This is a genomic window from Haloarcula limicola, from assembly GCF_010119205.1.
Taxonomy (GTDB): domain Archaea; phylum Halobacteriota; class Halobacteria; order Halobacteriales; family Haloarculaceae; genus Haloarcula; species Haloarcula limicola.
Map to the genome: position 1 here is coordinate 818,633 of NZ_WRXM01000002.1, position 12,306 is coordinate 830,938.

Consider the following 12,306-nt stretch of genomic DNA (forward strand, 5'->3'; position numbering starts at 1 on the left):
ATCCCGAGGAACCACACTGATCAACAGGTCTCGCTTTCTGTAGCCGTCTACGCGAGAGATGGCTCCCTGTTACTCGATCACTCGTACTCGTTGCCAGCGGGACACGGTAACGAATCAAAGGGTGTCGAAAATCGCGTTGACCATCTCGTTGTCTCACGAGATGGTGGAGACGAGCTAAGACACGAATACGAACCTGCCGGGGATGACCTTCTCTGTTCGCACGACGGGGAAGACGTTCAAATCTTAGTTGAACCAGAAGACATCAGATTCACGTACTCGTGTTAACTCTCTCCTCTGTACCGAGCGATGCGTAGACGGCAGCGCCGAGGAAGCAACTATTCTCGATCACGCTATCGCACTCAGTTTTCAGTCGGCCGGCGTCGCGACCTCGGTCGCGTCGGCGTCGCCGTCGTTCTCGACGACCCCGTCGAGCCAGCCGCCGTGGAGGAAGAAGGCGACGGCGGCGACGGTGGCGGCGACGTTGGAGGCGGCGATGCCGTACCACGCGCCCGTCGCGCCCATGCCGAGGACGACGACGAGGAACGCCGCGGCGGCGGCGCGGAAGCCCCACATCGTCAGCAGTCCGAGGCCCATCGAGAGGCGGGTGGAGCCGGCACCGTGGAACGCACCGTTGATCATGTGGAAGACGGCCATGACGGCCCACGTCGGGGCGACGATGCGGACGAACGTCGCGCCGTGGTTGACGACGCTTCCCGCTCGCTCGCCGGTGATGAACACGCCGACGATGGCGGGGGCGAAGTGGACGGCGAGCGCGCCAGCGACGACGAACGTCGCCACGAGGATGGCGCTGGCGAGCAGGACCGTCCTGCGGGCGCGCTCTCGCTTCCCCGCGCCGAGGTTCTGGCCGACCACCGTCTCGACGGCCATCCCCATGCCGATCATCGGGAGCCAGACGAGCGAGGTGAAGCGGCTGCCGATGCCGTAGGCGGCGACGGCGTCGGCGCTCACGAGGGCGACGAGCGCGGTCATGACGGTGACCGACAGCGCCTGCGTGCTCTGTTCGACGCTGAGCGGGCCGCCGACGCTGACGAGCTTCCGCATGGTCTCGGGGTCGGGCCGGAGGTCCGACAGCGAGAGTTCGATGCCGACGCGGCCGGTGAAGAGGAGCCAGAAGCCGACGCCCGCGGCGAGGCCGCGGGAGAACACCGTCGCGATGGCCGCGCCCTCGACGCCCAGTCCCGTGAATCCGGTCGCGGCGAGCGCGCTGGCACCTAGCGCTTCGAGGCCGAGCCACGCCAGTAGCGGGTTGTCCGCGAAGCCGAGGATGAGGATCGGGTCTAAGACGACGTTGAGCGCGACGCTGCCGACCATCAGGTACATCGGCGTCTTCGTGTCGCCCCAGCCGCGGAGCAGGGCGTGGAAGATGAAGAAGCCGAAGAGGAAGTACAGGCCCAGGAAGACGTAGCGGGTGTACGTCACGGCCATCTCGTGGATTGCCGTGCCGGGCTGAGAGCCGATGAGCGCGAGCAGGTGCGGCGTCACCAGGTAGCCGACGACGGAGATGACCACCGAGAGGGCGGCGACGAAGACGAACGTCTGGCCGGCGACGTGGCTGACCTGCGCGTCGTTCTCCGCGCCGGTGTGCTGGGAGATGAGGATCGTCCCCGCGGCGGCGATACCGCCGCCGACGCTCACCAGCAGGAAGACGATGGGCCACGAGAACGAGAGCGCGCTCACGGCGTCGCGGCCGAGGCGGCCGACCCAGAAGGTGTCGGCGAGGTTGTACATCGTCTGAAGGAGCTGCGTGGCGACTAACGGCGCGGCCAGCGCCAACAGCGGCCGGAGGAGACTGCCCCGTGTGAACCGCTCCGCCTGCTCGCTCGTGGCCGTCACGAACACCACCGCCGAGGAGAGAGGGGACCGAACATGGTACTGACTGGTCGGTCAGTCAGTATAGCCGTTGCGTGAGTACGGTACGCTCTCACACACAAGGGATTTCAGTCGGCGGAAGCAGGCGATTCGCGGTCGTCCGCATCGCCCGCCTCGTCCGCGTCGTTCGCGTCGCCTTCCCCGACGACGGAGTCGTCCCAGTTCCCGAAGATGAACCACGCGGCGACGACGGCGGCGGCCGCGAGGTGCGAGACGGCGATTCCCCACCAGACGCCGGCCGCACCTATGCCGAAGACGGTGATGAACAGGAGCGTCGGCGGGATGCGAAAGAGCCACTGGGAGGTGATCGAGAACGCGAGCGCGGTCCGCGTGCTGCCGGCCCCGCGGAAGGCGGCGTTGAAGAGGTGGAACAGCCCCATGAACACGTACGTCGGACCGATGATGCGGAAGTAGTCGGCCCCCATCGACAGGATCTCGGGGTCGGTCCGGGCCGCGTCGAAGAACGAGGCGACGATGGCCGCGGCGAAGGCGTAGGCCCCGGCGCTGGCGAGCAGGAAGAGACCGCCGCCGAGGCCGGCCGCCAAGAGGACAGATCGCCGGGCGCGTCCCGCTTGGTCCGCGCCGAGATTCTGCCCCACCGCCGTCTCGACGCCCTGTGCGAGCCCGACCGCGGGGAGGTAGACCAGCGTGTTGATGCGGTTGCCGACGCCGTAGGCCGCGACGGCGTTGGTGCCGACCATCGCCACGAGGACCGTCATCCCGGTGTAGGCCAGCGAGTCCGCCGACCGTTCGAGACCGGCGGGACCGCCCACGTCGAGTATCTTCCGGACCGTTTCGCGGTCCGGCCGGAGGTCCGAGAACGAGAGGGCGATGCCCAGTCGACCGGAGAAGAGGAGCCAGAAGCCCGCGACCGCCGCCCCGCCGCGGGCGATGACGGTGGCGATCGCCGCCCCCTCGACGCCCATCCCGGCGAAGCCCGTCAGGTCGTACAGCGTCGCTTCGAGACCCGTCAGCCCGGCCATTTCAAAGACGACGTTCTCGTCGAACCCGAGGACGAAGAAGGGGTCGAGCACGGCGTTGGCGAGGACGCTGCCGAGCATCAGGTACATCGGCGTCTTCGTGTCGCCCCAGCCCCGCAGGATGGCCTGAAACGCGAACGCGCCGAACATGAACGCCGTCCCGGCGAAGACGATGCGGGTGTAGTCGACGGCCATCGCGTGGATGGCCGACCCCGGCGTCGTCCCGACGTAGGGCAGCAGGATCGGTGCGACGAGAAACCCGACCGCGGAGAGCAGGCCTGAGACGGCGGCCGTCACCGCGATGGTCTGTCCGGCGACGGTCCGCACTCGCTCGTCGTTGCCCGCCCCGCGGTGTTGGGAGACGAGGACCGTTCCGGCGATAGTCAGCCCGCTCCCGAGCGAGATGGTCACGAAGATGAAGGGCAGCGAGTAGGTCAGCGCCGCCACCGCCTCGCCGCCCAGCTGCCCGACGACGAACGTGTCGACGAGGTTGTACGCGACCTGGAGGAGCTGCGTGCCCACGAGCGGCAGGGAGAGGGCCAACAGCGGACGCAGGAGTGGCCCCTCGGTCAGGTCCACGGAGCGGTCGGTCTCTGGCACGTCCCACCCTACATAGACGCGAAGTGATAATTCATCTGGATTGGTCCGAGCCGGGACGGCAAATTTATTCGCCCACGTCCGAAACGCCAGTCCATGCAGCCGCTCCACGCACGCTATCCGTTCCTCGAAGGGGCACGCGAGGCCGTCGAGGCCGCTGCGGTCGATCTGAGCGAGGTCGTCGCCACCGACGAGACCGTCGTGCAGCGGGCGCTGGAGCGGGTCGAACGCGCCATCACGGACGGCACCGTCGGCGAGCCGCACCGCCGGACCCGCGTCGAACTGCTCTCCTATCCGGTCGCGCGCGTTCTCGTCTCGCTGGTCGACCAGCACGTCTGCACCCGCAAGTACGCCCGCGCGGAGGCCGAGACGGCCCACGAGCGGTTCGCCGCGGAGTTCGAACAGACGACGGAGTTCAAGTCCACGCGGAGCGAGCGCGTCGAGTTGCGCGACCTCCTCGCGGAGTTCGACCTCTCGTCGTCGGTCCACGAGGCCGAGACGGGCTACTGGGTGGACGTCGGGACGTACCTCGACTTGGCGGCCGACCAGCGGGGCGACGAGTGGCGGTTGGTCAACCGCCCGCTCGCCGACGGCCGGGTTCGCGTCGCCGCCGCCGACCTCCACGTCCTGTTGAAGCAAGCCATCCGTCACCGCGTCGAGGACGGGTTGCCCTTCGACGTGCCCGACGTCATCGCCGACGAACTCGACGAGGAGGTCGAACGGCTCCGGGAGGTGCTCGCCGACCTCGACCTGACCCGCGAGATCGACACCGTCGTCCCCGAGATGTTCCCGCCCTGTATGCAGGCGCTGCTCGACCAGGTCCAGAAGGGCGAGCACCTCGAACACCACTCCCGGTTCGCCATCGCCGCCTTCCTCACCAGCATCGGGATGACGACCGACGAGATCGTCGACCTCTTTCAGGTCAACCCCGGCTTCGGCGAGGAGGCGACCCGCTATCAGGTCGACCACATCCGCGGCGACACCAGTCCGACGGAGTACTCGACGCCAGCCTGTTCGACCATGAAGTCCTACGGCGACTGCGTCAACATGGACGACCTCTGTAAGCGCATCTCGCACCCGATGGCGTACTACGAGAAGAAACTGGACGACGCCGACGACGACGAACTGGTGGACTGGCGAGAGGAGAACGGCGAGGACGAGGCCGAGGCCGACGCTTAGAACTGCTGTCGTTCCATCCAGACGCCGGCGGCGAGCATCACGACAATGAACAGCCCGATAGCCCCGACGATCGCGACGCCGCCCTGGTCGGTCAGCCCCCCGTTGCTCGCATAGTTCGTGGAGACGAAGACGGCGGCGGCGACGAAGACGACCAGCGCGACGCCGGAGATGACGATCTGCATAACTGCCTCCCGATCGAGTTCCATGTGGCGCGCTACCTCCGGCCCGGCCAAAAGAGTGTCGAAGCGGCCCGGAGAGAGGCGTTCTACCGCTCGCCCGGGCGAGAGATTTACGTCTCTGGAGACCCTACGTTTCGACTGGACACACCGAGAAAAACAGCCGTGTCCGACCGCCATGACACTCATTAAGCCAGCTTCAGATTCGGAGCCGACTGCACTCGCACCGGACCCCAGCACGCTCTCCTCACGCGCCGTCCGCGCCTGGACCGAGCGGATGGCCGTCCGGAAGCAGCGAGACGAGACGTACGCGGTCACGACCGAGAGCGGCCACACGTACGTCGTCGACCTGCGCGAGCACTCCTGTACCTGTCCCGACTACGAGATCCGCGGCGAGCGGTGCAAACACCTCCGCCGGGTCGCCATCGAGATTACCGCCCGCCGAATCGCCCCGCCGGGCCGCCAGCGCGCCCGCTGTGACGTCTGCGAGGCGGTGACGTTCGTCCCTCAGGCGGCCGACCCGCCGCATCTCTGTGGCGACTGCCGCGTCGCGCCGGGCGACATCGTCGTCGACCGCGAGACCGGCGACAGCCTCGTCGTCGCCGAAGTGCTGACCGAGAGAGCGGACGAGCACGTCATCGAAGCCACCGGGAAGACCGTCGCCGAGCACGACACCAACGACGGCTATCCCGGAGACGACGTCGTGGTCGAAGTGACGTATCTCGGCGACGCCACACGGAACGAGAACCCGCGCCGCTACGCGTTCCCGTACTCGCGGTTGAACCGCACGGACGCGGAACTGGTCGGGTAGGCGAGGGACTTCGCGCCGCTCAGACACTCGTTGCCGCTCGCGGCTTCGCCGTCGTCGGGCGGCAACGCCGCCCGGCCGCCTGAGGGACCTCCGGTCGTCGCCGTTCGCTCTCCACGGCTCCCTGCGGTCGCCGTTTCGGTACGAGGGCCGACTCCCTCACTATCGTTCGATCGTCGCCCCTCGCTACTCCAACATCTGGGCCGCTTCGTCTTTCTCCAGATCGCCGCGCTCGAACGCCGAGAGGACGTCCAGCACCGCCTGGTCGGGCCCGTCGTCGGCCACCTCATCCAGTGTAACCTTCCGCGTGTCGCCGACGAACTCCGCGAAGTCCGTTCCCTCGGCGATGGCCGTCTCCTTCTTGACGCGGTAGTTGCCGCCGTCGGTCGTGTAGAGGTCGCCCGGGTGAAAGAAGTACCAGTCCTCGCGGTCGAAGCGGACGCCGACGCGGGGCTTCGCGCCGAAGTTCCGCGCGAAGAACAGCAGCGCCTCGATCTCCTCGCCGGTCAGATAGATCGGGTCGCCGGCGCTGGATTTCGCCTCGATCGCGTAGAACGTCTCGCCGTCGCCGGTCAGCACGTCGGGCAGTTCGCGTTCGGTCGCGCTCCCGCTGGCCGGCGCTCGCATCACCGCGAATCCCGCCTCGTCCAAGGCGTTGACCAGCTCCCGCTCGCGGCGGTCCCCCTTCGCGTTCGAATTTGCCATTAGCGTCCGTTTATCGGTCGCGGGTAAAAATGGCTCGCGGCTGGCGGAAGTGATCGTTCGAGAGAGGTGTTACTCGTAGGTCACACTACGTCCCCTCGCTACTCCTTCGCTCTCTCCTCTAACTCCCGGATGACTTCCTCGGTCTCGCCGCCGTCGCTTCGCACCGCCTCCGCGTAGCGGCGGTACTCCCGCGGTGAGACCTGCACCGTCTTGGACTCGCCCTTGTGGGTGAGTTCCAGTCGGACCATCCCCTGCGGGTTGTTCCGGGTGCGGAAACTCGCCATCGCGGTGAAGACGAACCAGAAGGACAGCGACGCGCCGACGAAGTACGCCATCGCCGTCTCGAAGGCCAGCGTCTCCGCGCCGGTCGTCCAGCGGCCGGGATAGGCGTACTGAAAGATGCCGATGCCGACCAGACAGCAGAGGGTGCCGACGCCGACGCCGATCTGCTCGCGGCGACTCGACGGGAGGACGGCGACGACGGCGAGGAACATCGCCGGGATCCCCAGGCCCCCGAGCGTCCCGGCGAGTTTCTCGGCGGTCCGGATGTCGGTGGCTCCGACCCAGTCCGACAGCGGCGTCGTCACCAGCAAGACGCCGACGACGACGGCGGTCGCTCCGAGGAGTCCGAGGGCGACCCCGGCGAAGACGCGGCGCGGGTCCCGCCCCTCGAAGCGGGGAGTGCCGTAGGCGTCGCCGAGGTTCTCCATGGCACGGGATTGGTCCCCGACCCACAAAACGATGCGTCAGACGCGCGTCGGACTGGAGACGGCCCGTAGGGCGTCGTTACCGGCTCGACACAGCGTTCCGAGGTGGTCCGCGTCGACCGTTTCGAGCGTCGCCTCGGGAAGGGCCGCGGCCAGTCGTTCGCCGGTCGAGGGGGCGACGTTCGTGTCACGCTGCCCTTGAAAGACGGTCACCGGAACGGTCACGTCTTCGAGAGCGAACGGCCACGGTCGGTCGAGCAGCCCCAGCTCTCGCACGACGCCGTCGGGACCGTCGGTCATCGCTTCCAGTACGTCGGCCCGGACGAGGCGGGCGACCTCGTCGGCCGACAGCGCGTCCGTCGCGGGATCGCCGTCGGCGACGAGCGAGCGGGCGAACGACGGGTCGCGGCGGGCGAGCGCCCACCGCTGGCCTCGAAGGAGGAGCGAGACCGCCGGCGGGGCGTATCGGGCTAGCATGCCGAGAAGCCGCTGTGTCCGACCGGTGTCCCCAATCCCCGGCGGCCCGCTCCCGCCGAGCAGCGCGACGCGCTCGACGCGCTCCAGTCGGTGACAGGCCAGCGCGAACGGCGCGCCGCCGGAGAAGCCGACGACCGCCGCCCGGTCGGCGTCGAGGTGGTCCAACAGCGCCGCGACGTCGGCCGGCCACCCCTCGATACCGACGCTCGCGTCGTCCGAGCGGCCGATTCCCGGTCGGTCGGGAGCGACGAGACAGATGCCCCGCTCGGCGGCGGGCTCGTCGAGCAGTCGGCCCAGCAGTCGCGATCCGGGCGTGCCGTGTGCGAACAGGACCGGCGGGCCGCTGGGGTCGCCGTAGGTCGCGTAAGCGACCCGTCGACCGTCGAGAGCGAGAGTGGAAGGGGAAGGGGAAGGGGCGTCGGCCGGCGTCCAGTCGCTGGCGGGGAGCATCGGAACCTCTCGAACGCGGGAAGTTACTCGCTCTGGATGCGCGGCGCGAGCATGTAGGTGACGCGGCCCTCGCCCTCGGCGAAGTTGAAGTGCATCTTGACAGGGAACTCCTCGCCCAGTTCCATCTCGACTTCCGCGTCTTTCGGGATGGCCTTGTTCATGTTCTTCAGGTAGTCGAGCGAGAACAGGGAGTGGGCGTCGCCGGCGGTGAGGTCGACGAGGTCGTCCCGGGTGAGTTCGAGGTGGACGTCGTCGGTGTCGCCCTCGGCGTCGACGTAGAACAGCTCGTCGGTGGCGTCGACGCCCAGCGCGATGTGGTCCGAGACCATGTCCGCGGCGGTGACCGCGCGGTCGATGTCGCGGCCCTCGACGACGATGTGAGCCGGCAGGTCGAGGTCGGGCAGGTCCGGTTCCTGCCGGATGGAGTCGGGGTCGATGAGCGCGAGCGTGTACTCGAGCCCGTCGATGGCGATGTGGAGCTTGCGCGTCTCCTCGTCCAGGTCGAGGTGAACCAGCTGGCCGGAGTCGGCCATGCCGGCGATGTCTTCCAGCCGAGAGAGATTGACACCGATGAGTCCGCCGTCCGTCTCGTAGGATTCGAACGCCGCCGCGTCCAGCCGGAGGTCGACCATGCCGACATTGGCCGGGTCGACCGCCCGGATCTCCAGCCCGTCGTCTTCGAGGTGGATCTTGCACTCGTCCACCAGCACGCTCACAGAGTCGAGAGCCGCCTGGAGCGTGTCCGCGCTCACAATGGCGTTGAACATCTTGAACCGGGCTACGCCCCCCATGCATTAAAAAGCCCCTCATTGAATCCGCGTGCGCGTGCGACCCCCAATCGGGCGATGGCGGGCAGTCTCGGTTGATGCGACTACCGGCGGAAAACTCGCTACGGGGGCCTTGCAAGTGCAGTTCCCGGACTTTTCCGAGCGGAGGCGTAAGCTGTCGCCAGCATGACGACAACGGACGACTCCTCGCGGTCTTACTCGCGTCGTGACGTGTTGGCTGCAACCGGAACCGTCGTCGGCGGGACGCTGGTCGCGTCCGGGCAGGCGGCGGCACAGTCGACGAGGAAGGCCGTCATCACCGACGGGTCGGCGACCGAGAACGACATGACCGGCTTCTTCGTCCACGTCGGTCAGACCACCGACCCGGCGGACGCCCAGGTCGCCGATAGCTGCGAGTTCGCCGACTGGCCGGCCGACGAGACGCGGACGTACGACGTGAAGCTCATCGACCGGGGGCGGCCCGACTACGAACAGTACTCGCGGTCGCTGTACGTCGACAACTCGACGGAGGTCCCGCCCGGCAGCCTCTTCGTCATCAACTCGCAGGAGCAGTGTACGGAGGGGTACGTCGGCATTCGCCTCGAAAAGCTCGGCTCCGACCAACTCGAAGCCGCCGTCAGCGGCGGCGCCCGTACCACAACGCCCTCGGGCGGCGGAGGCGGCGGGGGCGGCGACGATGGCGGGAGCGGCGCGGCCGGGCCGGGTTTCGGCGTCGTCGCTACCGTCGCCGCCGCGCTCGGCTACGGCGCGCTCCGCGGCGAGTAGAACCCGGAGAACGACACCCATAACCGCCTCGGCGGGCTATGCGTGGCAAATGAGCCGGAAAGACGAGTACTACAACAAGGCCAAACAGCAGGGCTATCGCGCCCGCTCGGCCTACAAGCTCCAGCAGCTCGACGAGACGGCCGGACTGTTAGGCGAAGGCCGCACCGTCGTAGACCTGGGAGCCGCGCCGGGCGGCTGGCTACAGGTCGCCGCCGAGCGCGTCGGCGAACGCGGGACCGTCGTCGGCGTCGACCGCCAGCGGATCGACCCGCTCTCGGACCCCGAACCCGCCGTCGAGTACGTCCGCGGCGACATGACCGACGAGAGCACGAAGGACCAGATCCGTGACGTGGTCGGCGGCGCGGACGGCGGACGCGGCGGCCCCGTCGACGTGGTCGTCTCCGACATGGCCCCGAACATGACCGGCGAGTACGACTTAGACCACGCTCGCTCGGTCCACCTCGTGCGGCAGGCCTTCGAGGTAGCGACGGACCTCCTCGACTCGGGCGGGGACTTCGCCGCGAAGGTGTTCGACGGCCAGGACTTAGACGACCTGATAGCCGACATCGAACCGGAGTTCGAGTACGTCCGCGAGGTCCGCCCGGACGCCTCCCGGGACTCCTCCTCGGAGCTGTATCTGGTGGCGAAACACCGCCTGACAGCGCCCGTCCGCGAGGGCGACGTGGTCGAGGTGACGATCGAGGACATCGGCGAGGAGGGCGACGGCATCGCCAAGGTCGAGGGGTTCACCGTCTTCGTCAGCGGCGTCGAGGAAGGCGAGACGCTCGACGTGCGCGTCGGCGACGTGAAGCCGCGCTACGCGTTCGCACAGCCGGCGGAGTAGGGACGTGCGATTTTCCGCCCTACTCTTTCAGCGTCCGGTTCAGGAAGTCTAACGTCTTCGACCAGGCGTCTCTGGTCGCTTCCGGCCGGAAGCTCTCGCCGCTCGGGTTGGCGAAGGCGTGCCCCGCCCCCTCGTAGACGTAGATCTCCCGCTCGACGCCGAGGTCGCCCAGCGTCCGGTTGAACTCCCGCACCGTCTCGACGGGGACGACTTGGTCCTCCGCGCCGAAGATGCCGAGCACCGGGCCGTCGATACTCCGGAGCGTCGACTCGTTCGTCGTCAGCGTCCCGTAGTAGACGACCGTCGCGTTCAGGTCGGCGTCGCTCAGGCTCAACTGGAGGCTCTGGCCGCCGCCGAAACACCAGCCGAGGCTGGCGACGCGGTCGGTCGTGTACGGCAGGGAGCGCAGACCGGCGGTCGCGTTGCTCATCTTCGCCACCGCCTCGTCGGGGTCGCTCCGCACCTCGCCCGACAACTGGGCGGCCTCCGAGGAGTTCGTCGCCACGCGGCCGTCGTAGAGGTCGACGGCGAAGACGACGTAGCCGTGGCCCGCGAGGATGTCGGCCATGTGCCTGATGTTCTCGTTGAGTCCCCACCACTCGTGGATCATGACGACGGCGGGGTAGGTCCCGTTGTCGGCCGGCCGAGCGAGATAGCCCGAGGTGCCGTTTATCGTCGTGTTCTTGGCGGTGATCGCCGAGAGGTTCTCGGCGCTGAAGATGTCGGCGTTCGACCCGTTCGTGACCGCGCGGCAGGTCCCGTTCTTCTCGATTGCACCCGGTTGACACCCCATGTGCGGCGTCTGGGTGTACGATGCGGTCGGCGCGTCCGTGGAACTCGGCGTCGCGGTGGCCGCTGTCGCGGTAGCCGGCGTCGCGGTGGCGTTCGTCTGCGCGGCCGCCTCGCTCCCTTGGAGCGCGCCGGTGCAGCCGCTCAGGAGTAGCAGTACGGCCAGCGCCGACGCGAGAGCTGTGGTTCGCATATCCTGTTGGATAGGCTATACGAATCAAAGCCGTTGTGACGAGTTGCCCCGCAGATACTGGTCAGGTCAGTCGGCCCGTGCGGGCTCGCTACCGACGCCGTTCCCGCGAGCGAACCCGACGACGGCGTAGACGAACGGCGTGTCGACCAGCGCGATGGTGAGTTTCAGGAGGTACTGACCGACGACGAGCGAGAGCGCTCCGGCCGGCCCCATCCCCTGAAAGAGGACGAAGCCGACGCCGACGAAGATGACCGTATCGACGAGCTGGCTCGTCGCCGTCGACCCGACGTTGCGGAGCCAGAGGGCGTCGCCGTCGGTCGCGTCTCGCAGCGCGTGAAAGAGGAAGACGTCGAGGTTCTGGCTGACGACGTAGGCCGCGAGGCTGGCGACGACGATGCCGGTGCTGGCCGCCAGCACGTTCCGGAACGCCGTCGGGTCCACGGGCTGGGCCGGTGCGGGCAGGCCGGGCGCGAGGATCGTGCTCCAGACCAGTGCCAACAGGACGAAGTTCATCGCGAAGCCGACGTTGACGACGACGGTCGCGGCCCGCCGGCCGTACAGTTCGGCGTAGCAGTCCGACGCGAAGAACGTCAGCGCGTAGGCCAGCGCCGCGCCGGGGAGCACGAGCGTGTCGCCGGCGACGGGCAGCGAGAAGGGCAGGCCGAAGGCGAGCAGTTTCGACGCGGTGACCTGCGAGACGACCAGCGCCGTCACGAACAGCGCGACGAGGGCGATCCGGACCGGTTGGCCCTCATCGCGCGTCGTCCGGCCATCACTGCTCATCGTCCAGCCGTCCCTGTCGCTCGTCGATATCGTCCAGCAGGTCGAGGGTCTTGCGGATGGAGGCGCGGATCGCCTCGCTCCGGTTGACGAACTTCCCGTCCTCGCCGACGTGTTCGTCCAGGTCCCCCAGTAGCTCGGCGGGCACTTCGACGCTTATCTTGGGCATATCTGGAGA

At 68.1% G+C, this 12,306-nt stretch carries 14 protein-coding genes; 4 read left to right on the forward strand and 10 right to left on the reverse strand.

The window, feature by feature from the left end:
• Nucleotides 1-366: 366 nt before the first annotated feature.
• Both GO488_RS13555 and GO488_RS13560 read right to left on the reverse strand, forming a co-directional pair.
• A complete protein-coding gene (locus tag GO488_RS13555) occupies nt 367-1,854 on the reverse strand; it encodes an MATE family efflux transporter (RefSeq protein WP_162318359.1) in 1,488 nt (495 codons plus the stop codon).
• A gap of 104 nt (nt 1,855-1,958) precedes the next feature.
• Nucleotides 1,959-3,470, reverse strand: a complete 1,512-nt coding sequence (locus GO488_RS13560; protein WP_206674411.1) for an MATE family efflux transporter — start codon at nt 3,468-3,470, stop codon at nt 1,959-1,961.
• Between the two features lie 93 nt (nt 3,471-3,563).
• Here GO488_RS13560 and priL point away from each other — a divergent pair, with 93 nt between their 5' ends.
• The gene (priL, locus tag GO488_RS13565; RefSeq protein ID WP_162318360.1) at nt 3,564-4,646 is read left to right on the forward strand and encodes a DNA primase regulatory subunit PriL; all 1,083 of its coding nucleotides are present in this window, start codon (nt 3,564-3,566) and stop codon (nt 4,644-4,646) included.
• Here priL and GO488_RS13570 read toward each other — a convergent pair.
• Nucleotides 4,643-4,852, reverse strand: coding sequence for a DUF7472 family protein (locus GO488_RS13570; RefSeq protein WP_162318361.1), 210 nt, complete (start codon nt 4,850-4,852; stop codon nt 4,643-4,645). The two genes, priL and GO488_RS13570, sit on opposite strands and share 4 nt — an antisense overlap.
• 148 nt (nt 4,853-5,000) lie before the next feature.
• On the opposite strand from GO488_RS13570, the gene GO488_RS13575 reads away from it, so the two are divergent.
• Nucleotides 5,001-5,633, forward strand: a complete 633-nt coding sequence (locus tag GO488_RS13575) for an SWIM zinc finger family protein (protein WP_162318362.1) — start codon at nt 5,001-5,003, stop codon at nt 5,631-5,633.
• Nucleotides 5,634-5,816: 183 nt separating this feature from the next.
• Here GO488_RS13575 and hjc read toward each other — a convergent pair whose 3' ends face one another.
• From hjc to GO488_RS13595, 4 genes are all read right to left on the reverse strand, one after another.
• Nucleotides 5,817-6,335, reverse strand: a complete 519-nt coding sequence (hjc, locus tag GO488_RS13580) for a Holliday junction resolvase Hjc (protein ID WP_162318363.1) — start codon at nt 6,333-6,335, stop codon at nt 5,817-5,819.
• Between the two features lie 98 nt (nt 6,336-6,433).
• On the reverse strand, nt 6,434-7,045 hold the full coding sequence (locus GO488_RS13585; RefSeq protein WP_162318364.1) for a cell division protein CdpA domain-containing protein: 612 nt from the start codon (nt 7,043-7,045) through the stop codon (nt 6,434-6,436).
• Nucleotides 7,046-7,081: 36 nt separating this feature from the next.
• Nucleotides 7,082-7,969, reverse strand: a complete 888-nt coding sequence (locus tag GO488_RS13590; RefSeq protein ID WP_162318365.1) for an alpha/beta fold hydrolase — start codon at nt 7,967-7,969, stop codon at nt 7,082-7,084.
• A 23-nt stretch (nt 7,970-7,992) separates the two neighbouring features.
• A complete protein-coding gene (locus tag GO488_RS13595) occupies nt 7,993-8,736 on the reverse strand; it encodes a DNA polymerase sliding clamp (RefSeq protein WP_162318652.1) in 744 nt (247 codons plus the stop codon).
• Nucleotides 8,737-8,922: 186 nt separating this feature from the next.
• On the opposite strand from GO488_RS13595, the gene GO488_RS19795 reads away from it, so the two are divergent.
• Together GO488_RS19795 and GO488_RS13605 are read left to right on the forward strand one after the other, a co-directional pair.
• Nucleotides 8,923-9,522 carry a hypothetical protein gene (locus GO488_RS19795; RefSeq protein ID WP_162318366.1) on the forward strand — a complete coding sequence of 200 codons (600 nt, stop codon included), beginning with the start codon at nt 8,923-8,925 and terminating at the stop codon, nt 9,520-9,522.
• Nucleotides 9,523-9,571: 49 nt separating this feature from the next.
• Nucleotides 9,572-10,366 carry a 23S rRNA (uridine(2552)-2'-O)-methyltransferase gene (locus GO488_RS13605; protein ID WP_162318367.1) on the forward strand — a complete coding sequence of 265 codons (795 nt, stop codon included), beginning with the start codon at nt 9,572-9,574 and terminating at the stop codon, nt 10,364-10,366.
• Nucleotides 10,367-10,385: 19 nt separating this feature from the next.
• On the opposite strand, the gene GO488_RS13610 is transcribed toward GO488_RS13605, so the two are convergent.
• The 3 genes from GO488_RS13610 to GO488_RS13620 all read right to left on the reverse strand — a co-directional run bounded on the left by GO488_RS13610 (nt 10,386) and on the right by GO488_RS13620 (nt 12,297).
• On the reverse strand, nt 10,386-11,348 hold the full coding sequence (locus GO488_RS13610; RefSeq protein ID WP_162318368.1) for a dienelactone hydrolase family protein: 963 nt from the start codon (nt 11,346-11,348) through the stop codon (nt 10,386-10,388).
• A 66-nt stretch (nt 11,349-11,414) separates the two neighbouring features.
• Nucleotides 11,415-12,131 carry a queuosine precursor transporter gene (locus tag GO488_RS13615; protein WP_162318369.1) on the reverse strand — a complete coding sequence of 239 codons (717 nt, stop codon included), beginning with the start codon at nt 12,129-12,131 and terminating at the stop codon, nt 11,415-11,417.
• Complete coding sequence (locus GO488_RS13620) at nt 12,121-12,297, reverse strand: ribbon-helix-helix domain-containing protein (RefSeq protein ID WP_135303406.1); 177 nt, start codon at nt 12,295-12,297, stop codon at nt 12,121-12,123. The genes GO488_RS13615 and GO488_RS13620 overlap by 11 nt, the downstream gene beginning before the upstream one ends.
• Between the last annotated feature and the right edge of the window lie 9 nt (nt 12,298-12,306).

Excerpts from the sequence above, each read along its gene's own strand:
- priL (WP_162318360.1), top strand. The coding sequence starts at position 3,564 with ATGCAGCCGCTCCACGCACGCTATCCGTTCCTCGAAGGGGCACGCGAG.
- GO488_RS13570 (WP_162318361.1), bottom strand. The coding sequence starts at position 4,852 with ATGGAACTCGATCGGGAGGCAGTTATGCAGATCGTCATCTCCGGCGTC.
- GO488_RS13575 (WP_162318362.1), top strand. The coding sequence starts at position 5,001 with ATGACACTCATTAAGCCAGCTTCAGATTCGGAGCCGACTGCACTCGCA.
- hjc (WP_162318363.1), bottom strand. The coding sequence starts at position 6,335 with ATGGCAAATTCGAACGCGAAGGGGGACCGCCGCGAGCGGGAGCTGGTC.
- GO488_RS13585 (WP_162318364.1), bottom strand. The coding sequence starts at position 7,045 with ATGGAGAACCTCGGCGACGCCTACGGCACTCCCCGCTTCGAGGGGCGG.
- GO488_RS13590 (WP_162318365.1), bottom strand. The coding sequence starts at position 7,969 with ATGCTCCCCGCCAGCGACTGGACGCCGGCCGACGCCCCTTCCCCTTCC.
- GO488_RS13595 (WP_162318652.1), bottom strand. The coding sequence starts at position 8,736 with ATGTTCAACGCCATTGTGAGCGCGGACACGCTCCAGGCGGCTCTCGAC.
- GO488_RS19795 (WP_162318366.1), top strand. The coding sequence starts at position 8,923 with ATGACGACAACGGACGACTCCTCGCGGTCTTACTCGCGTCGTGACGTG.
- GO488_RS13605 (WP_162318367.1), top strand. The coding sequence starts at position 9,572 with ATGAGCCGGAAAGACGAGTACTACAACAAGGCCAAACAGCAGGGCTAT.
- GO488_RS13610 (WP_162318368.1), bottom strand. The coding sequence starts at position 11,348 with ATGCGAACCACAGCTCTCGCGTCGGCGCTGGCCGTACTGCTACTCCTG.
- GO488_RS13615 (WP_162318369.1), bottom strand. The coding sequence starts at position 12,131 with ATGAGCAGTGATGGCCGGACGACGCGCGATGAGGGCCAACCGGTCCGG.
- GO488_RS13620 (WP_135303406.1), bottom strand. The coding sequence starts at position 12,297 with ATGCCCAAGATAAGCGTCGAAGTGCCCGCCGAGCTACTGGGGGACCTG.